We start from the raw sequence: 23462 nt of genomic DNA on the forward strand, positions 1-23462 counted from the left end.
ATCGCCTCCGCGGCCGTGCGGTCACTCCTTGCGCTCCTCGATGATCTGATAGCCCGCGTCGAGCTTCATGTCGTACTGCCCGTCCGCGCACATCACGTCGTCGAGGTCGAACACGCCCCCCTCCACGACCACGTTCACCGGATCGACCTCGCAGGACCGCCCCTTCAGCGTATGGTCGATCTGCGCCATCTGCTCGGCGGTCGCCGTCATCGACTCCTCCGCCGACGCCGCCATCGGCGCAAACGCGAGCGCCGCAAGAATCAGCAAGCCTTTCATGGACTTCCCTCCCGTCATTGTATCACGAACGTAGCCGATTGCGTCTCGCTGTGCGAGCCCGGAATCGACAGCTTGTAGGTGCCGGGCACAATCGGGATGAAGCTGATCTGCGCCGTGCCGGCGCTGTCGAACTCGATCGAATGCACCCCCATGGGCCGGATCTCGATGTCGTTCACCACGATCTCGTTGATCCAGATCGCCCGGAAGAAGTCGCCCCCCGACAACGCCAGCTCCGCCGATCCGTCCGCCACGATGTCGATCCGATAATACGTCCCCGACTTCAGGTTATACACCCCCTCCGCCACCGGCTTCCCCGAAGCCAGCGTCAGCGGCGGCAAGTCCGCGCGGTTGTCCCGCGCCATCAGCCCGGCAACGCCGAAGTCGTGCTGCCCCTTCGGCACGGGAACCTCGACCTTCGCCGCATCCTGCGCCAATGCCGGCGCCGCCAGCGCCAGCAACGCCCCCAAGGCTGCGATCGTCCTCATCTCTCCCCTCCCTCTCCTGTTCTTCACGGGACCGCGACCACCCCCCATGGCTGTTGGCCGACCTGCACCGACTTCACGACCTTGTCGCTCGCCACGTCGATCACCGAGATGTCGTTGGAATTGCCGTTCGTCGTGTAGAGGAACCTCTCGTCCGGCGAGAACCCGAGCTGCCACACCCGCTGCCCGACCAGCAGATAGTCCGTCACCTCCCAGGTCGCGGTGTCGACCACCGCCACCCGGTTCGCCGGCCCGAGCGCCACATAGGCCTTCTTGCCGTCCGCCGTCACCCGTACGCCCACCGGCTGCAACGCCTCGGGCAGCACCCCGGGCACCTCGAAGGTGATCCGGTGGACGACCTCCTGCTTCTCCGGGTCGATCACGCTCACCGTGCCGCCGATCTCCGCCGAGACCAGCAGGAACTTCCCGTCCGGCGTGTACTGCGCGAACCGCGGCCGGCTGTCGACCAGCACGTTCTCGACGATCTCGAAGCTCGTCGTATCGATGAGATGCGCCATGTTCGTGGTCTCGGAGGTGTTGACCACGATCCTGCCGTCCGGGCTCACGCCCATCCCCTCCGGCTCGACGCCCACCGGCACCTCCGCCAGCACCTGCCGCGTGTTCACGTCCACCACGGTGACGATGTTGTCGTCCTCGTTGGCGATGTAGAGCGGGTTGCCGCTCGGATGCAGCACGAAGAGCTCCGGGTCCGGCCCCGAGGGCAGGCTCGGCAGCTCCTCGTAGGTCTCGCTGTCGTAGACCCGCACCAGGTTGTCGTCCGAGGCGCAGACATAGATGTGCTTGCCGTCCGGCGAGGCGGTGATCCCCCGCGGCCGCTGCATCCCCTCGATGGTGTGGATGATCTCCAGCGTCTCCCCGTCGAGCACGCTGACCGTGTTGCCCTTCTCGTTCGAGACGAAGATCTTCTCGGCCAGCGCCGGCCCGGCCGCGAAGGCCGCCGAGGCGAGCAGGACGCCAAATCGCGCTGAGCGCATGTTCCCTCCCGTCATTTCTTGCATTGCGTCTCGGGACGGTCGATCCCGAGCGTGTCGAGCTGGCTCGTCTGGTGCAGGAACTCCGCCTGCGGCGAGACCGACACCACCACCTTGTCGTAGGCGAGCAGGATCGGCTGCCGCAGCTGGCCGTCCCAGTCCCGGAATGTCAGCTTCTGGCCCTTGAATGCCGCGAGATCGAACTGATCCGACAGCACGAAGTCGTGAATCGTGGCGAAATCACCGCCTTTTGTCCGCGTCGCCGCCTCGCCGAGCACGCGCATCGCCATCCAGGCCTGGTAATCCTCGTCCTGCGCGAAGCGCCCGGCCTGCTTCTCGAACCGCGTCTGGAACTGCGTCGCCCCCCAGGCCTCGTGCGAGGGGTGCCAGCTCGACGGCGTCAACCCCGCCGAGCCCACCACCGGCCGCGGCTCCCAGGTGTGATAGGGCAGATGCACCGCGAAGACGTCCGAGCGGTCCGCCGCCACCACCACGTCGTGCTCCGGCGCCCGCTGGGTGAAGGCCGGCATCTGCCCCTGCACCTGCACCGTCCCGGAATCCGACCGCCGCGCGCCGCCGGTGTCCTCGAAGACCCGCTCCTCGACGATCGTCGCCCCGAACTTCGTCCCCGCCCGCTTGTAGGCCTCGGCCAGCGCCTTGTCCTCCGGGTGGCTGCCCTCGATCAGGAACCAGTCGTCCCATTTCTTCCAGACGAGATACTGCGCCAGCGCGTCCGCCAGCATCGCGTCCGAGGGCGCGACATGCAGCAGGTTCGCCCGGCACCCCTCGGCGCGCAGCATGTCGTCCGTCGCCGCCGCGTTGATCACCATCGCCTTGTCGCCGGCCATGTCGGCGAGCCGCACCGTGGTGTCGGCGTCCGCCATCGTCACGATCCACCAGACCCCGGCGTCGATGAGCTTCCGCATCTCCGCCTCCGCCGTCTCCGGCGTGGCGACCACCGTCTCGGTCGCGAACTTCTGCTTCATGAAGCTGCCGGTGGTGGCGTTGTCCGCCGTGCCGAGCGCCGCCCCCGCGAAGCCCAGGTCCGCCGGCGGCTCGTCGAGGCGCGAGATCGGCAGGGGCCGGTTCGGCACGTCCACGCGCAGCACGGCCGCCCGGTACTCCGTCTCGGCCGCGGCCCCCGTCGCCAACGCGACAAGCGCGGCGGCGGCGAGGAGCCATCCGCTGGTTTTCACTTTGTTTCCTCCCTCGGGCCATTCAGACACGCGCCCCGCCGGGGGTTAAGGAAAATATCGTCATAAGAATCTGATAAGGACAGAAATTCAGTCGCGGACCATACTTATGGCTGATTGTCGCGCACCTTGCCGCCCGTATGGTCCGCCGCGATCCATTGCCCGAATGAACTGGAGGTCGCGATGCTGAAACTCGCCGCAGCCCTCGCCGCCGGCCTGTGGCTGGCCGCGGGACCGGTCGCCGCGCACGGGCCCTCGCGGCTCAAGACCGACCAGGGCGTGACGCTCGACGCCACCCCCGACGAGGTCTGGGCCGTGGTCGGCGACTTCGCCGACATGTCCTGGTTCCCCGGCGTCGCCTCGGTCGCCGCCACCGGCGCGGAGAAGGGCGCCACCCGCGTCGTCACCATGGCCGACGGCCAGAGCGTGACCGAGGAGCTGACCAAGCTCGACCCGGCCAGGCGCGCCATCTCCGTCCGCGTCACCGAGGACAACGTCGCGGCGATCCCGGCCACGCAATACGCCTCGCACATCGTCGTCGGCGACGACGCCGGCAAGGCGAGGCTCGAATGGAAGGGCGCCTTCTACCGCGCCTTCCCGCTCAACGACCCGCCGCCCGCGCAGAACGACGACGCCGCGATCGCCGCCATCACCGCGCTTCATCAAACGGGCATCGACGCCCTCGTCGCCCGCTTCGGCATCGTGCAGTGATCCCCCCTGCTCCGCGCCCCCGCCCGGAGCCGCCTCCGCCGCGCCACCTCTCCACCCCATTCCAGCCCGCGCCCGAACCCGCGGGCGCCAAGGCTATCCGCCGGCTCCTCGCCGCCGCGCTCCTCCTCGCCGCCGGCCCCGCCGGCGCGGGGGAGATCGCCGCGATCACCTCGCAGAACGCCGGCGCCCTCACCCTGCTCGATCCCGCGACGCTCGCCACGGTCGCGACGGCGCCGCTGCCCGGCAAGCCCGCCGCCGTCGCCGTGGACGCCGCCCGCGGCCGCATCCTCGTCGTCGCGGTGGAAACCGCGCGCCTCCACGTCCTCGACCTCGACGGCCGCCCTCTCGCCGCCCACCCCCTGCCCGGCGCGCCCTTCGGCGTCGCCGTCCGCCCCGCCGCCGGGACGGCCCTCGTCACCGACTGGGAAGGCCGCCTCCACGAGGTCGACCCCGCGACCGGCGCGGTCCTGCGCAGCGTCGCCGTCGGCGCCGTGCCCTCCGGCGTCGCGGTCACGCCCGACGACCGCCTCGCCGTCACCGCCGACCGCGACGCCGACAGCCTCTCCCTCGTCGATCTCGCCACCTTCGAGGTCCGCGCCACGGTCCCGGTCGGCCATCACCCCTTCGGCGTCACCGTCCAGGCCGGCCGCGCCTTCGCCGCCGACGTCCTCGACGACACGGTGAGCGTCGTCGACCTCGCCCGCGCCGAGCGGGTCGCCACGATCCCGGTCGGCGCGCGCCCCTACGCCGTCGCCTTCGCCGCCGGGCGCGGCTTCGTCACCAACCAGTACGGCGCGAGCGTCACCGCCTTCGACGCCGCCACCCTCGCCGTCCTCGCCGAGATCCCCGTCGGCGAATACCCCGAAGGCATCGCCGCCGCCGCCGACGGCCGCCTCCTCGTCGCCTGCTGGTTCGACGACGTCGTCGTCGCCCTCGACCCCATCGCCCTCGCGGTCACCGCCACCACCGATCTGCCGGAAGGCCCCCGCGCCTTCGGCGCCTTCATCGGCGGCCGCTAGCGGCGGATCCAAACCCGGCACAAACGTGCAAGATCGTGCAGATTCGTGCAGTCACCGACGACATTTCAATGACTTGACCCCTGTTCACGCGTGGACATCTCGCCGTCGCCCGCGCTCGCACCGTCGCCAGCCGGGCGCGCCGACCACCCGGACCCCGCCGATGCTCCGGCATCGGCAGCGCCCACCCTGCCCCCCGGCAGGCGCTTCGCGCCCGCCAAGGCAGGCCCCGCCGATGCTCGCTCGAGATGTCGCCGGCCAAGGCTCAACCGCCCCCGGCGAGGCCGGCCGCCCGCGCCTCAGGCCCGCTCCCGCAGCTGCTCCGCCGCCTCCAGCACCAAGGGATGCAGCCCCGGCTCGCCGGCGGCGATCTTCGCCAGCAAGGCCGCCCGCATCTCCGGGGCCCAGAAGTCGCGCAGGTGCCCCGCCACCCGGCCCGCCTGGTCCTCCCGGCGCTGCGTGGCGAAGAAGGTGGCGATCTGGTTCGCCATCATCACCGTCCGGTCATGCGACATCCCGGCGCTCCGTCTCGTTCCGCGTCCCGATGCGGCCCGGATGGGTGAAGACGCAGAACCCGTCCTCCCGCGCCAGCGCCACCAGCGTCATCCCCGCCTCGCCGGCCAGCCGCACCGCGTGCGCCGTCGGGGCCGAGACCGCCACGACCACCCCCGCCCCGGCCACCGCCGCCTTCTGGACCATGTCGATCGAGATCCGGCTGGTCAGCACCACCGCGCCCCCCGCCGCAGCCTCGCCGCGCCGCGCCAGCGCCCCGACCAGCTTGTCGAGGGCATTGTGCCGGCCCACGTCCTCGAAGGCCGCGACGATCCCGGCCCCCGGCCGCCAGAACGCCGCGGCATGGACCGCCCGCGTCTCGTCGTGGAGCGGCTGGAACGAGCGCAGCGCCGCCACCGCCGCCTCGACGTCCGCGGCCGACAGCCGCGCCTCGCCCGCCACCGGCGGCACGGGCCGCAGCGCCGCCCCGAGGCTGTCGAGCCCGCACAGGCCGCAGCCGACCGGCCCGGCCATGAACCGCCGCCGCCCCGCGAGCGCCGCCCCGCGGTCGCCGGCGAGCCACATCCGCACCTCGATCCCCGGCCCCTGCTCGACCACCTCGAGGCTGTCGATCTCGTCCGGCGCGCTCACGATCCCCTCGGTCAGGCTGAACCCGACGCCGAAATCCTCGAGGTCGCGCGGCGTCGCCATCAGCACCGCCTGGGTCGAGCCGTCATAGACCATGGCGACCGCCGCCTCCTCCGGCAGCGCCCGCGTGATAGGGCGCGCCTCGCCGCCGCGCACGGCGAGGCCGGGAACCCGGACGACCGGCTCCATGCTACTCCGCCGCCGTCAGGATGCGCCGCGACCGCTCGGCCTGCGCGGCGTAGTCCTCCTGCCACTCGCTCGGCCCGTTCGAGGGCGCGACCTGCACCGCCGTCACCTTGTATTCTGGGCAGTTCGTCGCCCAGTCCGAGAAGTCGGTGGTGATGACGTTGGCCTGCGTCCCCGGATGGTGGAACGTCGTGTAGACCACCCCCGGCGCCACCCGGTCGGTGATCTTCGCCCGGAGCGTCGTCTCCCCCGCCCGCGAGGCGAGCCGCACCCAGTCGCCGTCCTTGATCCCGCGCGTCTCGGCGTCGTGGGGATGGATCTCCAGCACGTCCTCGCCATGCCAGACCACGTTCTCCGTCCGCCGCGTCTGCGCGCCGACGTTGTACTGGCTGAGGATCCGCCCCGTGGTCAGCAGGAGCGGGAAACGCGGCCCGGTTCGCTCGTCGGTCGCGACATATTCCGTGACGATGAACCGCCCCCTGCCCCGCACGAAGCCGTCGACATGCATCGTCGGCGTCCCCTCGGGATGCTCGGCGTTGCAGGGCCACTGCACCGAGCCCTTCTCCTCCAGCAACTCATAGGTCACCCCCGCGAAGCTCGGCGTCGTCGCGGCGATCTCGCCCATGATCTGCGCCGGATGGGTATAGCTCCACGCCGCCCCCATGGCGTTCGCCAGCAGCTGCGTGACCTCCCAGTCCTCGTAGCCGTTCCTGGGCGCCATCACCTTGCGCACCCGGTTGATCCGCCGCTCGGCGTTGGTGAAGGTCCCGTCCTTCTCCAGGAACGACGACCCCGGCAGGAACACATGCGCGTAGTTCGCCGTCTCGTTCAGGAACAGGTCATGGACGATCACGCAGTCCATCGCCGCCAGTCCCGCCGCCACGTGATGCGTGTCCGGGTCCGACTGCAGAATGTCCTCCCCTTGGCAGTAGAGCCCCCGGAACGTCCCCGCCACCGCGGCGTCGAGCATGTTCGGGATGCGCAGCCCCGGCTCCGGGTCGATCTCGACCCCCCAGAGATCCTCGTAGATCGCCCGCACCTCGGCGCCCTTCACGTGGCGGTAGCCCGGCAGCTCGTGCGGGAACGAGCCCATGTCGCACGACCCCTGCACGTTGTTCTGGCCCCGGAGCGGGTTCACCCCCACGCCCTCGCGGCCGATATTGCCGGTCAGCATGGCGAGGTTGGCGATCCCCATCACCGTGGTCGAGCCCTGGCTGTGCTCCGTCACCCCCAGCCCGTAGTAGATCGCCCCGTTCCCCCCGGTCGCATAGAGCCGCGCCGCCGCGCGCAACTCCGCCGGGTCGACCCCGGTCATCGCCGCCGTCGCCTCGGGCGAGTGCCGCTCCTCGGCGATGAACTCGGCATAGTCCTGGAACTCGTCCCAGTCGCAGCGCTCGCGAACGAAGGCCTCGTTCACCAGCCCCTCGGTCACGATGACATGCGCCATCGCCGAGACCACCGCCACGTTCGTCCCCGGCCGCAGCGGCAGGTGATGCGCCGCCTCGACATGCGGCTGCCGCACCAGGTCGATCCGCCGCGGATCGACCACGATCAGCTTCGCCCCCTGCCGCAGCCGCTTCTTCAGCCGGCTGGCGAAGACCGGATGCCCGTCCGTCGGGTTCGCCCCGATGATGACCACCACGTCCGCCTGCTCGACGCTGTCGAAGTCCTGCGTCCCCGCCGAGGTCCCGAAGGTCTGCCCCAGCCCGTAGCCCGTCGGCGAATGACACACCCGCGCGCAGGTGTCGGTGTTGTTGTTGCCGAAGACCGCCCGCGCGAGCTTCTGCACCAGATAGGTCTCCTCGTTGGTGCAGCGGCTCGAGGTGATGACCCCGATCGACTTCCGCCCGTAAGCCTCCTGGATCGCCCGCATCCGCCCCGCGGCGAAGCCGAGCGCCTCCTCCCAGCTCACCTCGCGCCACGGCTCGTCGATCTTGTCGCGGATCATCGGGTTCAGGATGCGGTCCTTGTGCGCCGCATAGCCGTAGGCGAAGCGCCCCTTCACGCAGGAATGCCCGCGGTTGGCCTTGCCGTTCTTGTAGGGGACCATGCGCACCAGCCGGTCGCCATTCATCTCCGCCTTGAAGGAGCAGCCCACCCCGCAATAGGCGCAGGTCGTCACCACCGACCGCGTCGGCGTGCCGAGCTCGGCGATCGACTTCTCCTGCAAGGTCGCCGTCGGGCAGGCCTGCACGCAGGCGCCGCAGCTCACGCAATCCGACGACAGGAACGTGTCCCCCGCCATCCCCGCCGACACCCGGCTGTCGAAGCCGCGCCCCTGGATGGTCAGCGCGAAGGTCCCCTGCACCTCCTCGCAGGCCCGCACGCAGCGCGAGCAGACGATGCATTTCTGCGGATCGTAGCTGAAATACGGGTTGCTGTCGTCGCGCGGAATGAACAGCGGATTGCCCAGATCGCCCGGAACCGCCCGCGCCCGCGCGTCGCCCTGCGCCAGCGAGCCCTTGCCCGACGGATCGTAGTGGTTCGCTCCCGCCTCGTAGCGGACGTTCCGCAGGCCGACCATCCCGGCCATGTCCTGCAACTCGCAGTCGCCGTTGGCCGAGCAGGTCAGGCAGTCGAGCGGGTGGTCGGAGATGTAGAGCTCCATCACCCCCTTGCGCACCTTGCGCGCCTTGTCCGACTGGGTGTGGACGACGATCCCCTCGGCGACCGGCGTCGTGCAGGAGGCCGGCGTCCCCCGCCGCCCCTCGATCTCCACCACGCAGAGCCGGCACGACCCGAAGGCCTCGACCGAATCCGTGGCGCAGAGCTTCGGCACCTTGATCCCGGCCATCGCGGCCGCGCGCATGATGCTGGTGCCCTCCGGCGCCACCACCTCGAACCCGTCGATGGTGAGCCGGACCGTCCTGCCCGACCGCGCCGCCGGCGTGCCGAGGTCGCGGTCGTCCTCGTAGGGAATGACGAAGTCCTTCATTCTGCTGCCTCCAGCTTCCGGGCGGCGAAGTCCTCGGGGAAATGCGTCAGCGCCGACATCACCGGGAAGGGCGTGAAGCCCCCCAGCGCGCAGAGCGAGCCGTCCCGCATCGTGTCGCAGAGGTCGGTCAGGATCTCGACCGCCGCCGCGTCGCCGCGCGCGATCCGGTCGATGGTCTCCACCCCCCGCACCGCCCCGATCCGGCAGGGCGTGCATTTCCCGCAGCTCTCCACCGCGCAGAACTCCATGGCGAAGCGCGCCATTCCGAGCATGTCGACCGTATCGTCGAACACCACGAGCCCGGCATGACCGATCAGCCCGCCCTGCCCGTCGAACTCCTCGTAGCCGAACGGCGTGTCGAACTTCTCGACCGGCATATAGGCCCCGAGCGGCCCGCCGACCTGCACCGCCTTCACCGGCCGCCCCGACGCCGTGCCGCCGCCGATCCCCTCGACGATCTCGCCGAGCGTCATGCCGAAGGCCGTCTCGAACAGCCCGCCGAACCTCACGTTCCCGGCGATCTGCAACGGGATCGTCCCCCGCGACCGCCCGAGCCCGAAATCCTTGTAGAATTCCGCGCCCTTCTCGAAGATCGCCGGCACGGAGGCGAGCGAGATCACGTTGTTGATCACCGTCGGCTTGCCGAACAGCCCCGCGATCGCCGGCAGCGGCGGCTTCGCCCGCACCACCGCCCGCTTGCCCTCCAGCGAGTTGAGGAGGCTCGTCTCCTCGCCGCAGACATAGGCCCCGGCGCCGACCCGCACCTCCATGTCGAAGGCCCGCCCGGAGCCGAGCACCGAGGCCCCGAGCACGCCCGCGCGCCGCGCGATGGCGATGGCCGCGCGCATCTGCTCGATGGCGTCGGGATATTCCGAGCGGATGTAGACATAGCCCTGCGTCGCCCCGACGCCGATCCCGCAGATCGCCATCCCCTCGACCAGCACGAAGGGATCGCCCTCCATGATCATCCGGTCGGCGAAGGTGCCGCTGTCGCCCTCGTCGGCGTTGCAGACGACGTATTTCTGCGCGCCCGCGGCCGCCAGCACCGTGCCCCACTTGATCCCGGTCGGGAAACCCGCGCCGCCGCGCCCGCGCAGCCCGCTCGCGGTCACCTCGTCGACGATCGCCTTTCCGTCCATCGCCAGCGCCCGGCGCAGCCCGGCTAGCCCGCCATGCGCCTCGTATTCCGCGAGCGACAGCGGATCGATCAGCCCGCAGCGCGCGAAGGTCAGCCGCGTCTGCTTCGCGAAGAACGGGATCGCCTCGACCGGCCCCAGCGCCAGCGGATGCGCCCCGAAGCCCGCGTCGAAGAGCCCCGCCACGTCGCCGGCCGCCACCGGCCCGAAGGCCGTCCGCCCGGCCGCGGTCTCCACCTCGACCAGCGGCTCCAGCCAGACCATCCCGCGCGAGCCGTTGCGCACGATCTCGACGACCATGCCGCGCCGCGCCGCTTCGGCGGCCGCCGCCCGCGCCACCGCCTCGGCGCCCAGCGCCTTCGCCGCCGCGTCGCGGGGAACGTAGATCCTCATGCGCCCGCCCCCGCGCCTGCCTCGGCCAGCGCCGCGGCGATCCGCTCCGGCCCCGCCCGCCCGATCAGCGCCGCGTCGAGCTGCGCCGCCGGCCCGCAGGCGCAGAGCCCGAGGCAATAGACCGGCTCCACCGTCACCGCGCCGTCGGCCGTCGTCCCGTGCCAGTCGACGCCGAGCCGCGCCAGCGTCTCCGCCGCCGCCGCCTCGCCGCCCACCGACTGGCAGGCCTCGGCCCGGCAGATGCGCAGCACGTGCCGCCCCGCCGGCGCCTCGCGGAAATCATGGTAGAACGACACCACCCCGTGGATCTCGGCCCGCGTCTGGTTCAGCGCCGCCGCGATCATCGGGATCGCCGCCTGCGGCACGTGGCCGAACGTCTCCTGCATGGCGTGGAGCATGGGCAGGAGCGGACCTTCCCGGCCGACATGCTCCTCGATTACGGCGGCGATCTCCTCCGCCGCCGGCGCTGCTGCCTGATGCGGTCGCACGCACGACCCTCCCGGTGGCTCCTTCTTTGTTCCTTATCTGGGCCCGATCCATGCGAATCTCAATATGAATGATTCGTGGATCGATAGGCCCTTCCTATCGACGAACTTCCCCCCCGTCGGTCGCGGAACGGCGGCCGGCGCAGTGTCGCATGCGACGCGTGGCGGTGGCAGCATCCTCCTCCCGCGACAGGAGCGCAACCCGGATGGAGCCGCCGAAACGGACCCGGCTCACGGCCGACGAGTTCATCGCCCGGGCGCTCGAGCGGCCCGAGGAACGCTTCGAGCTCGACAACGGCGCCATCGTGGCCATGGCGCCCGAGCGGATCGGCCATGGCCGCGCGAAGAACCGGACCCTGCGGGCGCTGGAGGCGGCCATCGCGCGGCCTCGGCTGCGAGGCGCATCCCGACGGCGCCACGGTCAGGATCGACGACCGCACGGTCTACGAGCCCGACGCGCTGGTCCGCTGCGGCCCGCCGCCGCCTGGAGACGCGATCGAGGTCCCCGATCCGATCGTCTGGTCGAGGTCGTCTCGCCGTCCAGCCGCGGCATCGACGCCGGCTCGAAGCTCGCGAGCTATTTCTCGTCGCCGGGCGTGCGGCACTACCTGATCGTCGACGCCGACAAGCGCGTCGTCATCCATCACCGGCGCGACGAGGAGGGCCAGATCGCCGTCCGGATGCTGCGCGACGGCCCGTTGACGCCGGATCCGCCGGGGCTGACGATCGCGGTCAAGGACGTGCTCGGCGAGTCCTGACGGAGCCTCATCGGCCCGGCGGCTCCTCCCCCATCGTCCGGCTCATCTGCACCAGCGCCTCCAGAATGGGCGTATGCGGCTCGCGATACGGCGCGATCAGCCCCACCGCATGCGGCGGCCGGATCGCCTTCATCGGGATCACCCGGATCGCCCGCCCCGCGGCGAGGAACTCCGCCTGCTGCCGCGGCAGGATCGTCCCCCAGTCCCCGGCCTCGACATGCGCCATCAGCACCACGGTCGAGTTGGACTGGATCGCCGAATCCGCCGGGATGCCCGCCTCGTAGAGGTTCTGGTTCACGATCCGCCGGTTCTGCATGTCCGGCGTCAGCAGGCAGAGCGGCACCCCCGCCAGCTCCTCCCACCCCACCTCGGCCCGCCCCGCCAGCGGATGGCTCTCGTGGCAGACCCAGCGGTACTGCTCCCGATAGAGCGGCACCGCCGTCACGTGCCCCAGGGGCTCGTTGTCGAGATAGGAAATCCCCGCATCCACCTGAAGGTTCTCGATCATCTCCAGAATCTCGATCGAGGTCTGCGACCGCACCGTGAAGCGCACGTTCGGATGCGCCCGGCTGAACCGCACCGTCAGCCCCGCCGCCACCGTCAGCGCCGTCGGGATCACCGCGAGCCGCAAATCCCCGGAAAGCCCGTGCCTTGCCGCCCGCATCTCCTCCTTGAGCGTGCGCGTGTCGCCGACGATCCGCCGCGCCCAGTGCAGCACCCGCTGCCCCTCCGGCGTCAGCCCGCCGAAGCGCGACGACCGCCAGACCAGCATCACCCCGAGCTGCCCCTCGAGCTGCCGGATGCCGGCCGAAAGCGTCGGCTGCGTGATCCCGAGACTGTCCGCCGCCTTGCCGAAATGCTGCTCCCGCGCCAGCGCGATGAACATCTCGAGCTTGTCGATCACGGGGCCGCCTCCGGGCAGGTCCCCGTCAACCTATTGTATTCCCGCGGTTAAGGAAAGATTGGCTCCGGCGGTAGGGATCGAACCTACGACCAATTGATTAACAGTCAACTGCTCTACCGCTGAGCTACGCCGGACCGCCCGGGCCGGCCTATAGCAAAGCCGATTCCGGGCGTCCAGCCCGCAGGCTTGCAAATCCGTCCCCCGCGAACAAACTCTTCCCCGGGAGGCGTCCATGTCCGGCAGCGAGATCGACCGACGCGACGGGTCCGGCCGGGCCGACGTCGCCGCGTTCCTCGACCAGGCCCGCCGCGTCGCGCCGCCGCAGGCCGGGACCGGCGGCCGCCTCGTCTTCGCGCTCGACGCCACCCTCAGCCGCCAGCCCACCTGGGACCTCGCCTGCACGCTGCAGGGCGAGATGTTCGACGCCGCCCGCCGCGCCGGCGGGCTCGAGGTGCAACTCGTCTACTTCCGCGGCCTCGGCGAGGCCCGCGCCTCGCCCTGGGTCCGCGACGCCGGCGCGCTCGGCCGGGCGATGTCCGGCATCGCCTGCCGCGGCGGGCTCACCCAGATCGGCCGGGTGCTCGACCATGTCGGCCGCGCCGCCGCCCGCGCCCCCGTCGCGGCGCTCGCCTATGTCGGCGACGCGATGGAGGAGGAGATCGACGTCCTCGCCGCCGGGGCCGGGCCGCTGGCGCTGCGCGGGGTGCGGGCGTTCATGTTCCTCGAGGGCGCCGACCCGGCGGCGCGGCGCGGTTTCGGCGAGATCGCCCGCATCACCGGCGGCGCGCTCCTGCCCTTCGACCGCGGCGCCGCGGACGAGCTGCGCGCGCTGCTCGGCGCGGTGGCGACCTACGCGGCCGGCGGCCGGGCGGCGCTCGAGGCGGCGCGGACCGGGGCGGCGCGGCGGCTCCTCGCCGATCTCCGGCCGTGACGCTGGCGCTCCTCGCCGGCCTCGTCGCCGGACTGGCGCTGGCGCTCGCCTTCGCCGGCGGGCGCGGCGCGCCGGCGCGGCTTCCGTGGCGGGCCACGGCGGGATGGGCGCTCCTCGTCATCGCCGGCGGCCTCGCGCTGGCGCGGCAGTTCGCGCTCGCCGCCCCCGCCGCGGCGGCCGCCTTCGGCTTCCTGCGCGCCGCCGCGGCGGCCGCGCGGGCGACGCCGACGCCGGGCCAGACCTCGGAGGCGCGCACCGACGCGCTGGCGATGAGCCTCGACCACGACACCGGCGAGATGGACGGCGAGGTGCTCGCCGGCCGGTTCAGCGGCCGGATGCTCTCGCAGATGAGCGCCGACGAGCTTCAGGCGCTGGCGCAGGCGCTGGAGGACGACCCCGACAGCCTCGGCCTCCTCCTCGCCTATCTCGACCGCCGCCGCGGCGGCGGCGCCGGCACGGAGGCCCCCGCGGCCGAGGGGCCGATGACGCGGGCCGAGGCGCTCCGCATCCTCGGCCTCGCCCCCGGCGCGAGCCTCGACGAGATCCGCGCCGCGCACCGCCGGCTGATGAAGCGGGTCCACCCCGACCTCGGCGGCTCCGACGCGCTGGCCGCGATGATCAACGCGGCGAAGGCCTGCCTCGACCCCTGACCGACGTCCGCGAACGCCTCGGATTGACGCCGGGCGGCGGGAGGGGCAAGCACGGACGCAGCGGGGAGGGCGGGCATGACGGACGGGAGCCCCTACGCCGACTGGGTCGGCCGGGTTGTCGAGGGCGAGGACAGCGTTCCGGCGCAGACGGCGCGGGCCCTCGCGGCGGCGCTCGGCATGGACGCCGCGGCGCGCGCCGCCGCCGAGATCGCCCCCGAGGGCCGGCTGCCGCCGCTCTGGCACTGGCTCGCCTTCCTGCCCGAAGCGCCGATGGCGGCGCTCGCCCCCGACGGCCGCGAGGCGCAGGGCGAGCTGCTGCCCCCGGCGCCGCACGCAAGGCGGGTGCTGGCCGGAGCGCGGCTGCGGCTCCACGGCGAGCTGCTGATCGGCGAGACCCTGCACCGCCGCTCCGAGATCCTCGCGGTCGCCGGGCGCGCCGGGCCAGAGGGCGACGCGACCCTCGTCTCGGTCGCCCACGAGATCTCCACCGCGCGCGGCCTCGCGGTCAGCGAGACGCAGGAGCTGCTCCTCCTGCCCCGCCCGGGACGCTTTCCGCCCCTCGCCGTCGACGCCCCCCCGGCGAGTCCCGACTGGTCCGAGCCGATGGAGCTCGACGGCGCCCTGCTCTTCCGCTTCGCGGCCGCCACCTTCGACGCCCAGCGCCTGCACTACGACCTCGCCTACGCCCGCGACGCGGCCGGCTATCCGGGGCTGCTGGCGCAGGGACGGCTACAGGCGATCCTGCTCCTCGAGGCGGCGCGCCGCCGGCGCGGCGGGGCCTGGCCCGCCGCCTTCGCCTTCCGCGGCCTGCGCCCCCTCGTCGCCGGCGCCCCGGCCCGCCTCGTCGCCGGCCCCGAGTCCGGCGGCGGGCAGGACGCCGCCACCCTCGACGCCGAGGGCGGCCTCTGCCTGCAGGCGCGGATCACCTGGGAGGCGTGACCGCCGGCGCTCCCCCGGCTGCCGGGAGGCGGGGCGCCCGGTGTGAACCCCACGCCGTGTTCACGCGTGAAAATTCGCTAACCCACTGATTTCCGGGTTAACCAGAGATTACCGCGGCGTGTGCGCCACACTGCACGACAGGAGCCGGTCGCCGCCCGAGGCCGCGTCGCTCCCCCCGACCGAAGCGGGCTCTGCCCGCGAGGCTGCGGCGCGACAAGCGAAAGCATTGCTTTCGCCGCGCCGACGACCGGAGCGCGTTGGCGCGGAGGTCGTCAGGGGTGAAGATTTCTCCGTCGCGCGCAATCCGTCCGTGATTGCCCCGGCGAGCGCGGAATCGCGCTCGCCCCCCGAGGGGCGATCGCGGACGGATTTGCCACGGGTCAAATCCGTCTGGCGTCACCGTCCCGCACTCTCCCGACCGGGGTTTCTCTCCACTGTCGTGCAGTCTGCGTGTGCGCCTGACATGCCGCGTGAGAACCGACGCCCCAAACGCAAAAGCCCTCCCCGAAGGGGAGGGCTTCCTGCATCCCGCCGAAGGCTCGGGGGAAAAAGCGTCAGGCCGCCTCGGCCTCGTTGCGGGCGTGCTGCCGCTCGCTCTCCTCGCGGCTCAGCGCCACCGAGGTGCGCACGCCGCGGCGCACGAAATCCATCATGCCCTTCACCGTGCGCTCGTTCGGGTCGATCCCCGCGCACATCAGCACCTCGCGCCCGTCGCGCGAGCGCGCCCAGCGGGCGATCACGTCCGGACCGTTGCCGTACTTCTTGTCGTCGGCGATGGCATCGTCGAGCGCCGCCAGGACCACCGCCGCGAACAGCTTCTGGGCGCGCGCGCCCTGGTCGTTGGTGAACGCCACCTCATCCACGTAGTCGAACACTCCGCCCGTCCTCTTTCCCTTGCCCTTCACCCTTTTTCGGCGCGCGCACTATGACGGCTGCGTGACGGATCGGGGTCTGCCAATTCCTCATGGCGGCCATGCGCTGGCCGAATGGCCCGCGGAGATCCGCTCCGGAGACCGTCACATAGTGTTCGCCCGCCGTTGGATCAATTCCCTTCCGCGCGAGAAGTTCCATCCTCGCTCGCGTCGGACCAGTGCAGCCGGCGGTAATCGAACCCCTCCGCCAGCGTCGGCTTCACGATCTCGAAATAGGGCGAGATGTCGAAGTCCCGGGGCGCGTAGAGCGAATGGTGCCGGATGTGCAGGATCTCGCGGCGCTGGAACTGGGCGCTCTCGGCGTGGCGCAGCTCGCGGGTGATCCGCGGCAGGATCGGATAGCGCACCTGCGCGAAGGCCTCGGCGATCAGCGTCGAGCAGATCGCCCGGGTCGGATCGCCGGCGCCGAGCGCCAGCATCCGCCGCCGCCAGCGAATCGGCACCGGCGGCGTCGGCAGGAAGTAGCGCAGCAGGTCGGCGACGTTCTTGACGTCGTAGCGCTTGCCGATGCTCGCCAGCATGAAGCCGACCACCCGGTCGCGGTCCGCCGCCGTCAGGTTCCTGGCGCGGCAGATGCGCACATGGGCGTGGTCGTACTTGCCGAGCCGCGCCGCCACCACGCCCTCGCCGAGGTTCGCCTCGACGAGGCAGCGCGGATCCGCGCCGCCGTCGCCGAAGACGTCGCCGACATAGAGCGCGGAATGCGACCAGGTCGACTGGGTGAGGTACTTGATCGCGATCGAGACCCGGGTCGAGCCCTCGACCAGCAGCACGTCGCCCGGCCGCAGCGTCCGGCGCAGCGCCTCGGGGTCGCCGTAGGCATAGGGCTTGAACCCCGGCGAGGGCCGCTCGAGCTTCGCGACGAGGTATCGCCCGACCCGGTCCTTGAGGCTCTCCTGCGCCGCCGTCATCCCCGCTCCGTCGCCTTCCCTGCCACCTGCGCCGCCCGTCTGCGCTCTCCCGTCCGGGCTCTCCCGTCCGGGCTCTCCCGTCGCCGGCGACGCAAGGCCCCGCGCGACCGCTTTCCGCCGGCCCGCCAGCGGTCCAGTATCATGGTGGTGGTCACCGCGGCGTAACGAAACCGGGCGCCGCGCCGAAACGGAGACGACATGGGCCGGGAGACCGACCCGCCGCTCGAGGATCTGCTGCGCGCCGCCAACCGCGGCGACGCGCGCGCCTACGCCGCCTTCCTGGCGGCGGTGGCGCCGATGATCCGCGCCGTGGCGCGGGCGCGCGGCGGCGCGCTCGGCCCCGAGACTTGCGAGGACGTGGTGCAGGAGACCCTGCTCGCCCTTCACGACAAGCGCCGCACCTGGCGCGAGGACGCCCCGGTGCGGCCGTGGCTCTTCGCCATCGTGCGCCACAAGGTCGTCGACGCCTTCCGGGCCCGCGGCCGCCGCGTCCATGTCGACATCGCCGACTTCGCCGACGCGCTCCCGGCCGAGCCCGGCCCCGATCCGACCGAGCGTCGCGACGCCGAGCGGATGATCGGCCGGCTCGACCCGCGCTCGGCCCGCATCGTGCGGGCGATCGGCCTCGACGGCGCGAGCGTGCCCGAGGTCGGCGCCGCGCTCGGCATGAGCGAGGGCGCGGTGCGCGTCGCCCTGCACCGCGCGCTGCGCCGCCTCGCCGCGCTGCGCGGGGGGATGGTGGAATGAGGACCGAGGACCTCATCCGCGCCATGGCCGCCGACGCCCGCCCCGGGCCGCCGCTGCGCCGGCTGCTGCCGGCGGCGATCCTGCTCGCCGGGGCCGTCGCGGGCGGGCTCTTCCTGCTGGCGGCGGGGCCGCGGCCCGACCTCGGGGCGGCGCTCCTGCGCGCCGATTCGGGCCTGAAGCAGCTCTTCGTCCTCGTCTCCGCCGGCGCCGCCCTCGGGGCGAGCCTGCGGCTGGCGCGGCCGGAGGCGGGGCTCGGCCGCCGCGGCTGGGCGCTGCTCCTCGCCCCGGCGATCGCGGTCGCCGCCTTCTGGGCCACCGCCCTCGCCACCCCGCCGGCGCTGTGGCCGACGCGGATCGCCGGCCACGGGGTGCTGCCCTGCTTCGCCGGCATCGCCGCGAACGGCCTGCCGATCCTCGCCGCCGCGCTCTGGGCGCTGCGCCGCGGCGCCCCGGCGCGGCCCGGCCTTGCGGGGGCCGTCGCCGGGCTCCTCGCCGGCTCGGCGGGGGCCTGCGTCTACGCGCTCTACTGCACCGACGACAGCCCGATGTTCTGGGGCGTCTGGTACGCCGCCGCCCTCCTCGCGATGACCGGCCTCGGCTGGCTGATCGGCCGCCGCGTCCTGCGCTGGTAGCTCGGCCGCGCCCTGCCGGATCCCCGCCGGGAACGGCGCGCCGGCGCGGTCGGCGGGCGCCTCGCGGGCCTGCGTCCTTGCGCTCCGCTGCGCCGACGACAGCCCGATGCCGGGGGGCGTCCGGCACGCCGCCGTACTCGCCCCGGGCGGCTGATCGGCCGGCGCGCCCGGCGCTGGCAGCTCGGCCACGACGGACCTGCGGGCGGGCCACGTCGGCCACGTCCTCGCGGGCCGGCGGCTCAGCCCCGCCCGGCCAGCCGCCTCGCCGCCGCCTCGAAGCCGCCCGGGGCGAGCGCGTCGGCGACGTCCTCGCCGGTCAGCGGCCCGAACTTGAAGCCGTGGCCCGAATCGGCCGAGACCAGCACGGCGCGCCCGGACCGCCGCAGCACGAAGCGCTCCTCGGGCGCCATCAGGTAGAAGTTGGCGACCACCTCCGCGGCGACGTAGGCGTCCGCGTCGCGGAACCGGCCGCGATAGGCGGCGAGGATCGCCTCCCCCTCCTCCGGCCCCGCCGCCCGCCCGGTCAGCGGGTCGCCCGGGCGGGTCAGCCTGCCGGCGCCGAGCTTCATCGCGATCCCCGCCACCGGCGGGAAGCCCCAGAGGTCGTCCTCGCCGCCGAGGTCGACCCAGCACGGCCCCCCTTCCCAGGCCCCCGCCCATTCGGCCGGCGGCCGCGCATAGACCACGACAGGGCGCCGCGGCGCCAGGTCGCCCGCCAGCGCCGGCGCGAGCCGCGGCAGGCCCGTCCCCGCGGCGAGCAGCACGACGTCGCCCGCGAGCCGCGCCCCTCCGGCCTCGACCACCCCCGCCGCCGCGTCGAGCGCCGTGACCGGCGCCTCCGGCCGCAGCCGCGCCCCGCGCGCCGCCAGCCAGTCCGCGAGGCCGGCGAGGATGCGGTCGGCGAGAAGCGCGCCCCCCGTCCGGGTGAAGAGCCCGTAGCGCACCCCCGCCGTCTCCAGCATCGGCCAGCGCGCCGCGACCTCCGCCGGCGCCAGCGTCTCCGCCGCCGCCCCGGCCGCCGCTGCGCCGGCGCGCCCGCGGTCGGTCCAGTCCCCGGCGACGCGGCTCAGCGCCAGCACCCCGGTCTCGACATAGTGGCGCGCCCCGAGGTCGTCCCACAGCTCCTCCCAGGCCGCGAAGGCCGCCGGCAGCCGCGCCGCGTAGCCGGGGTCGCCGTACTGGCCGCGGATCAGCCGGTGCCGGTCGAACGAGGCCGCCTCCGGGTTTGGGATCGGCCCCTTGTCGACGACCTCCACCTCCCAGCCCCGCCGCAGCAACGCCCGCGCGGCGCAGAGCCCGTTGATCCCCGCGCCCACCACGACCGCCTTCGGCATGTCTCTCCCCCGCTCCCGCCTCCCGCGCAGGGCAGACCGCCCCCGCCCGCGCGGCGGCGCGGCGGATCGCCCTCGCCGCGCGGCTGCGCGCGGCAGATTGCCCCCGCCGCGCGGCTGCGCGCGGCAGATTGCCCCCGCCGCGCGGCTGCGCGCGGCAGATTGCCCCCGCCGCGCGGCTGCGGCAAGGTCGCCTCCCGAAGAACCGCGAGACCCCATGCGCAACGCCGAGGCCGTCACCTTCGCCGCCGCCGCGCTCGACCGCGCCGCGCACCTGCGCGGCGACCCCGCGGCGCAGGCGGCGCTCGCCGCCGACCCGGCGGCGCTGGCGCTGCCGGTCTGGCGCGGGCGGCCGCTCTTCGACGTCTCCGCGGAGATGCGCCTCGCCTGGGCCCCACCGGGCCACCCGGTCTTCGCCGGCGAGACCGGCGAGAGCGTGTTCCTCGGCCTCCTCGGCGACCGGCCGCGCTTCGCCCGCGACCTCGCCTCCTGGCCGGGGCCGGAGGGCGGCGCGCCCGGGGCCGGCGGCTTCCTCGACGACAGCCGCACCCCCCATCCCGCGCTGCCCCCGGGCCAGGTCTTCGCCGACCTCCGCGCCGTCATGGGCGGCCTCGGCGCCGAGGACGCCGGCGTCGCCGCCGCCGCCAAGGGCATCCTTGCCTGGCACGCCAGCCACCGCTTCTGCGCCGCCTGCGGCGCGCCCTCCGTGGCCGCCGACGCCGGCTGGAAGCGCGCCTGCCCCGCCTGCGGCGCCCAGCACTTCCCGCGCACCGACCCCGTGGTCATCATGCTGATCACCCACGGCGAGGACGTCCTCCTCGGCCGCGCCGCCGCCTGGCCGCCCGGCATGTACTCGCTCCTCGCCGGCTTCATGGAGCCCGGCGAGTCGATCGAGGGCGCGGTGCGCCGCGAGGTCTGGGAGGAGGCGGGGGTGCGCGTCGGCGCCGTCGACTACCTCTCGAGCCAGCCCTGGCCCTTCCCCTCCTCGCTGATGATCGGCTGCCGCGGCCTCGCGCTCACCCGCGAGATCCAGCGCGACCCCGCCGAGCTCGAGGACGCCCGCTGGGTCAGCCGCGAGGGGGTCCTCGCCGGGATGACCGGCCAGGACCCCGACATCCGCCCCGCCCGCCGCGGCTCGATCGCCCGCTTCCTGCTCGAACGCTGGCTCGCCGACCGGCTGGCCTGACCCCTCCCGGAGACCCCATGCCCCGCCTCCCCGCCGCCCTCCTCGCCGCCCCGCTCCTCGCCTCGGCCGCGCTGCCCGCCGCCGCGCAGGACGCCCCCCCGGCGCTCTCGATCAACTACGCCTGCGAAGGCGGCGCGGAGCTGCAGGTCGCCTACATCAACCCCGCCTCCGGCCCCTCGCTCGCCGTCGTCGGCTGGGCCGGCCGGCTCATCCCGATGCGGCAGGGCCCCTCCGCCTCGGGCGTGCGCTACATCGCCTTCGACGAGCAGCGAAGCTACCGCTGGTGGTCCAAGGGCGACGAGGGATTCCTCGTCTTCATGGCCGCCGACCACGAGGCGACCGAAGAGCCCGTCCTCTCCGACTGCAGGGCCATCCCCGGCTGAGCCGCGCCGGCGTCCCGCGGGAGGCGCATCGACAAAGCCGGCGGCCGGCCCCGACCCGCGGCAAGTCCGTCGGGCGATCCGCCCTCCGGCTCCCCGCCTCCGGCTTCCCCGAGCGGCCCCGTTCGTCCCGCGACCGCGCCCGCCGGGTGACATGCGCATGTCACCCGGCTCGACGCGGAGCGGTAGCGGCGGGGACGGCGGAACCTCGAAGTGAGGCGCACGGCGCCGCGAAATGCGGCGCTGATAAAAGATGCAATGATTTTCACCGTTCATATTCAAAATATTTCGAAATATATTTGCGAGCAAAAACAATTTATGCAAAAATCCACGCCGATATTGCTTCCATTTTCAAAATCACAATAAACCGCCCCCGCACCCGCCGACCCATCGTCGACGGGAGAACCCGGCGCTGGCCTGCCCCGCGCCGACCGCGCCCACGCACCCCGAAGCCCGGGGCTTCCCCGCCCCGCCCCCGGCCTCTATAAGCCGCGCGTCCACCGCCCGAGGGAGCCCGAGATGCGCGAGGCCGAGTTCCGCCGCGACACCGCCGAGACCGCCATCCGCGTCCGCGTGGATCTCGACGGCACGGGCCGCCGCGACATCCGCACCGGGGTCGGCTTCCTCGACCACATGCTCGACCAGCTCGCCCGCCACTCGCTGATCGACATCGAGGTCGAGGCCAAGGGCGATCTCCACATCGACGACCACCACACCGTCGAGGACACCGGCATCGCGCTCGGCCGCGCCATCGCCGGGGCGCTCGGCGACAAGCGCGGCGTCCGCCGCTACGGCTCCTGCCTCCTCGCCATGGACGAGACGCTGGTCCGCGCCGCGCTCGACCTCTCCGGCCGGCCCTTCCTCGTCTGGAACGTCGCGTTCCCCACCGAGAAGATCGGGACCTTCGACACCGAGCTCGTCCGCGAGTTCTTCACCGCGCTCGCCATGAACGGCGGCATCACGCTGAACGTCGCCCGCCTCGACGGCGCCAACAGCCACCACATCGCCGAGGCCGCCTTCAAGGCCGTCGCCCAGGCGCTGCGCGCCGCGGTCGAGCCCGACCCGCGCATGGCCGACGCCATCCCCTCGACCAAGGGCACGCTGGCGACATGACCACGGTCATCGTCGACTACGAGAGCGGCAACCTGCACTCCGCCGAGAAGAGCTTCCAGCGCATGGCCCGCGAGACCGGCGCCGGCGGCCCGGTCGTGGTCTCCGGCGACCCCGAGGTGGTGGCGCGGGCCGAGCGCGTCGTCCTGCCCGGCGTCGGGGCGTATCCCGATTGCCGCGCCGGCCTCCTCGCCCGGCCCGGCCTCTTCGAGGCGGTCGAGGAGCGCGCGCTCCGCGCCGGCCGTCCCTTCCTCGGCATCTGCGTCGGGATGCAGATGCTGGCGAGCCGCGGGCTGGAATACGGCGAGACCCCCGGCTTCGGCTGGATCGGCGGCGAGGTCCGCCGCATCGCGCCCGCCGACCCGGCCGCCAAGATCCCGCACATGGGCTGGAACGCGCTGGAGATCCTGCGCCCCCACCCGGTCCTCGCCGGCATCGAGAGCGGCGACCACGCCTATTTCGTGCATTCCTACCACCTCGTCGCCGACGACGAGTCGCGCCTCCTCGCCCGCGCCGACCACGGCGGCCCGGTCACCGCCGCCGTCGCCCGCGACAACCTCGTCGGCACGCAGTTCCACCCCGAGAAGAGCCAGGGGACCGGCCTGCGCCTGATCGCCAACTTCCTCGCCTGGCGCCCCTGAGCGACGCCCGCGGCGGGAGACGGCGGCGCCCGCGCGACGCCGGGAGCGGCAAGACGGCGCCGCCCGTGCAACGTCGCAGCGCGCCGCGGGCGCGACGCCGCAACCCGCGCGCGGCCGACGCGGCGCCCGGGTCCGCCCGGCGGCGGCGGCCGCAAGGCCGGCGGCGACGGGCGGAGGCCTGGAGCAACGTCCGGCCGGACGGAATCGTCCGGCGATTGATGCGCGATCCGGCTCCCAAAGGGCTTCCGGCGTCTCCGGACTCCCGGGCGGCAACGTCGGTCCCGCGACGGCGCCCGCCGGGAGACATGCGCATGTCTCCCGGCTCGACGCGGAGCGTCCGGGGCGGGGATGGCGGAACCTCGAAGTGAATCGAACGGCGCCGCGAAATGCGGCGCTGATAACGATGCAATGATTTTCACCGTTTATATTCAAGAGACCTCTGCGAAACGCTTGGTTTGGCCTCTT

The 23462-nt window shown here is 73.1% G+C and carries 25 protein-coding genes and 1 tRNA gene; 12 read left to right on the forward strand and 14 right to left on the reverse strand.

Features of this window, described 5'->3' with window-relative positions:
• Positions 1 to 21: 21 nt before the first annotated feature.
• The 4 genes from KBB57_RS06285 to KBB57_RS06300 are packed head-to-tail and all read right to left on the reverse strand — an operon-like array spanning position 22 to position 2901.
• Positions 22 to 276: a PepSY domain-containing protein gene (locus tag KBB57_RS06285; RefSeq protein ID WP_290747688.1), complete on the reverse strand. Its 255-nt coding sequence runs from the start codon at positions 274 to 276 to the stop codon at positions 22 to 24.
• A gap of 14 nt (positions 277 to 290) precedes the next feature.
• The gene (locus KBB57_RS06290) at positions 291 to 761 is read right to left on the reverse strand and encodes a hypothetical protein (protein ID WP_290747689.1); all 471 of its coding nucleotides are present in this window, start codon (positions 759 to 761) and stop codon (positions 291 to 293) included.
• Positions 762 to 784: 23 nt separating this feature from the next.
• Positions 785 to 1753: a YVTN family beta-propeller repeat protein gene (locus KBB57_RS06295; RefSeq protein ID WP_290747690.1), complete on the reverse strand. Its 969-nt coding sequence runs from the start codon at positions 1751 to 1753 to the stop codon at positions 785 to 787.
• A gap of 11 nt (positions 1754 to 1764) precedes the next feature.
• Positions 1765 to 2901 carry an ABC transporter substrate-binding protein gene (locus KBB57_RS06300; protein WP_290747736.1) on the reverse strand — a complete coding sequence of 379 codons (1137 nt, stop codon included), beginning with the start codon at positions 2899 to 2901 and terminating at the stop codon, positions 1765 to 1767.
• A gap of 225 nt (positions 2902 to 3126) precedes the next feature.
• Here KBB57_RS06300 and KBB57_RS06305 point away from each other — a divergent pair, with 225 nt between their 5' ends.
• Both KBB57_RS06305 and KBB57_RS06310 read left to right on the forward strand, forming a co-directional pair.
• A complete protein-coding gene (locus KBB57_RS06305) occupies positions 3127 to 3654 on the forward strand; it encodes an SRPBCC family protein (RefSeq protein ID WP_290747691.1) in 528 nt (175 codons plus the stop codon).
• Positions 3651 to 4673 (forward strand): YncE family protein, encoded by a 1023-nt coding sequence (locus KBB57_RS06310; protein ID WP_290747692.1) that lies wholly within the window; start codon positions 3651 to 3653, stop codon positions 4671 to 4673. The genes KBB57_RS06305 and KBB57_RS06310 overlap by 4 nt, the downstream gene beginning before the upstream one ends.
• A 296-nt stretch (positions 4674 to 4969) precedes the next feature.
• Here KBB57_RS06310 and KBB57_RS06315 read toward each other — a convergent pair whose 3' ends face one another.
• The 5 genes from KBB57_RS06315 to KBB57_RS06335 are packed head-to-tail and all read right to left on the reverse strand — an operon-like array spanning position 4970 to position 10948.
• Positions 4970 to 5185 (reverse strand): formate dehydrogenase subunit delta, encoded by a 216-nt coding sequence (locus KBB57_RS06315; protein WP_290747693.1) that lies wholly within the window; start codon positions 5183 to 5185, stop codon positions 4970 to 4972.
• On the reverse strand, positions 5175 to 5999 hold the full coding sequence (fdhD, locus tag KBB57_RS06320; RefSeq protein WP_290747694.1) for a formate dehydrogenase accessory sulfurtransferase FdhD: 825 nt from the start codon (positions 5997 to 5999) through the stop codon (positions 5175 to 5177). Before fdhD ends, KBB57_RS06315 begins: the two co-directional genes overlap by 11 nt.
• Before the next feature lies 1 nt (position 6000).
• Entirely contained in the window at positions 6001 to 8931 is a 2931-nt protein-coding gene (fdhF, locus tag KBB57_RS06325; protein WP_290747695.1) for a formate dehydrogenase subunit alpha, read from the reverse strand.
• Complete coding sequence (locus KBB57_RS06330) at positions 8928 to 10460, reverse strand: NADH-quinone oxidoreductase subunit NuoF (protein ID WP_290747696.1); 1533 nt, start codon at positions 10458 to 10460, stop codon at positions 8928 to 8930. The genes fdhF and KBB57_RS06330 overlap by 4 nt, the downstream gene beginning before the upstream one ends.
• Entirely contained in the window at positions 10457 to 10948 is a 492-nt protein-coding gene (locus KBB57_RS06335) for a formate dehydrogenase subunit gamma (RefSeq protein WP_290747697.1), read from the reverse strand. The genes KBB57_RS06330 and KBB57_RS06335 overlap by 4 nt, the downstream gene beginning before the upstream one ends.
• 203 nt (positions 10949 to 11151) lie before the next feature.
• Between KBB57_RS06335 and KBB57_RS06340 the strand changes: the two genes are divergently transcribed.
• A complete protein-coding gene (locus KBB57_RS06340) occupies positions 11152 to 11703 on the forward strand; it encodes a Uma2 family endonuclease (protein ID WP_290747698.1) in 552 nt (183 codons plus the stop codon).
• Positions 11704 to 11710: 7 nt separating this feature from the next.
• Here KBB57_RS06340 and KBB57_RS06345 read toward each other — a convergent pair whose 3' ends face one another.
• Positions 11711 to 12607, reverse strand: coding sequence for a LysR family transcriptional regulator (locus tag KBB57_RS06345; RefSeq protein ID WP_290747699.1), 897 nt, complete (start codon positions 12605 to 12607; stop codon positions 11711 to 11713).
• A gap of 59 nt (positions 12608 to 12666) precedes the next feature.
• Positions 12667 to 12741, reverse strand: a tRNA-Asn gene (locus KBB57_RS06350).
• Between the two features lie 98 nt (positions 12742 to 12839).
• Between KBB57_RS06350 and KBB57_RS06355 the strand changes: the two genes are divergently transcribed.
• The 3 genes from KBB57_RS06355 (at position 12840) to KBB57_RS06365 (ending at position 15127) form a co-directional block, all read left to right on the forward strand.
• Positions 12840 to 13538: a VWA domain-containing protein gene (locus tag KBB57_RS06355; protein ID WP_290747700.1), complete on the forward strand. Its 699-nt coding sequence runs from the start codon at positions 12840 to 12842 to the stop codon at positions 13536 to 13538.
• Positions 13535 to 14188, forward strand: coding sequence for a molecular chaperone DnaJ (locus KBB57_RS06360; RefSeq protein ID WP_290747713.1), 654 nt, complete (start codon positions 13535 to 13537; stop codon positions 14186 to 14188). Before KBB57_RS06355 ends, KBB57_RS06360 begins: the two co-directional genes overlap by 4 nt.
• A gap of 75 nt (positions 14189 to 14263) precedes the next feature.
• Complete coding sequence (locus tag KBB57_RS06365) at positions 14264 to 15127, forward strand: MaoC family dehydratase N-terminal domain-containing protein (protein ID WP_290747715.1); 864 nt, start codon at positions 14264 to 14266, stop codon at positions 15125 to 15127.
• Positions 15128 to 15681: 554 nt separating this feature from the next.
• Here KBB57_RS06365 and KBB57_RS06370 read toward each other — a convergent pair.
• Together KBB57_RS06370 and KBB57_RS06375 are read right to left on the reverse strand one after the other, a co-directional pair.
• On the reverse strand, positions 15682 to 16002 hold the full coding sequence (locus KBB57_RS06370) for a DUF6280 family protein (protein WP_290747717.1): 321 nt from the start codon (positions 16000 to 16002) through the stop codon (positions 15682 to 15684).
• Between the two features lie 167 nt (positions 16003 to 16169).
• A complete protein-coding gene (locus tag KBB57_RS06375) occupies positions 16170 to 16970 on the reverse strand; it encodes a YiiX/YebB-like N1pC/P60 family cysteine hydrolase (RefSeq protein ID WP_290747719.1) in 801 nt (266 codons plus the stop codon).
• A 198-nt stretch (positions 16971 to 17168) separates the two neighbouring features.
• On the opposite strand from KBB57_RS06375, the gene KBB57_RS06380 reads away from it, so the two are divergent.
• Positions 17169 to 17717: a sigma-70 family RNA polymerase sigma factor gene (locus KBB57_RS06380; RefSeq protein WP_290747721.1), complete on the forward strand. Its 549-nt coding sequence runs from the start codon at positions 17169 to 17171 to the stop codon at positions 17715 to 17717.
• Positions 17714 to 18349 carry a DUF1109 domain-containing protein gene (locus KBB57_RS06385; RefSeq protein ID WP_290747723.1) on the forward strand — a complete coding sequence of 212 codons (636 nt, stop codon included), beginning with the start codon at positions 17714 to 17716 and terminating at the stop codon, positions 18347 to 18349. Before KBB57_RS06380 ends, KBB57_RS06385 begins: the two co-directional genes overlap by 4 nt.
• 239 nt (positions 18350 to 18588) lie before the next feature.
• Here KBB57_RS06385 and KBB57_RS06390 read toward each other — a convergent pair whose 3' ends face one another.
• Positions 18589 to 19683, reverse strand: coding sequence for an FAD-binding oxidoreductase (locus KBB57_RS06390; protein ID WP_290747725.1), 1095 nt, complete (start codon positions 19681 to 19683; stop codon positions 18589 to 18591).
• Between the two features lie 214 nt (positions 19684 to 19897).
• Between KBB57_RS06390 and nudC the strand changes: the two genes are divergently transcribed.
• From nudC to hisH, 4 genes are all read left to right on the forward strand, one after another.
• Positions 19898 to 20866: an NAD(+) diphosphatase gene (nudC, locus tag KBB57_RS06395; protein ID WP_290747726.1), complete on the forward strand. Its 969-nt coding sequence runs from the start codon at positions 19898 to 19900 to the stop codon at positions 20864 to 20866.
• A 17-nt stretch (positions 20867 to 20883) separates the two neighbouring features.
• A complete protein-coding gene (locus KBB57_RS06400) occupies positions 20884 to 21249 on the forward strand; it encodes an MliC family protein (RefSeq protein ID WP_290747728.1) in 366 nt (121 codons plus the stop codon).
• Positions 21250 to 21765: 516 nt separating this feature from the next.
• Positions 21766 to 22359, forward strand: a complete 594-nt coding sequence (gene hisB, locus KBB57_RS06405; RefSeq protein WP_290747730.1) for an imidazoleglycerol-phosphate dehydratase HisB — start codon at positions 21766 to 21768, stop codon at positions 22357 to 22359.
• The gene (gene hisH / locus KBB57_RS06410) at positions 22356 to 22997 is read left to right on the forward strand and encodes an imidazole glycerol phosphate synthase subunit HisH (RefSeq protein ID WP_290747732.1); all 642 of its coding nucleotides are present in this window, start codon (positions 22356 to 22358) and stop codon (positions 22995 to 22997) included. The genes hisB and hisH overlap by 4 nt, the downstream gene beginning before the upstream one ends.
• The last annotated feature ends 465 nt before the right edge of the window (positions 22998 to 23462 follow it).

The sequence above is a fragment of the Amaricoccus sp. genome, assembly GCF_017993425.1.
GTDB lineage: Bacteria > Pseudomonadota > Alphaproteobacteria > Rhodobacterales > Rhodobacteraceae > Amaricoccus.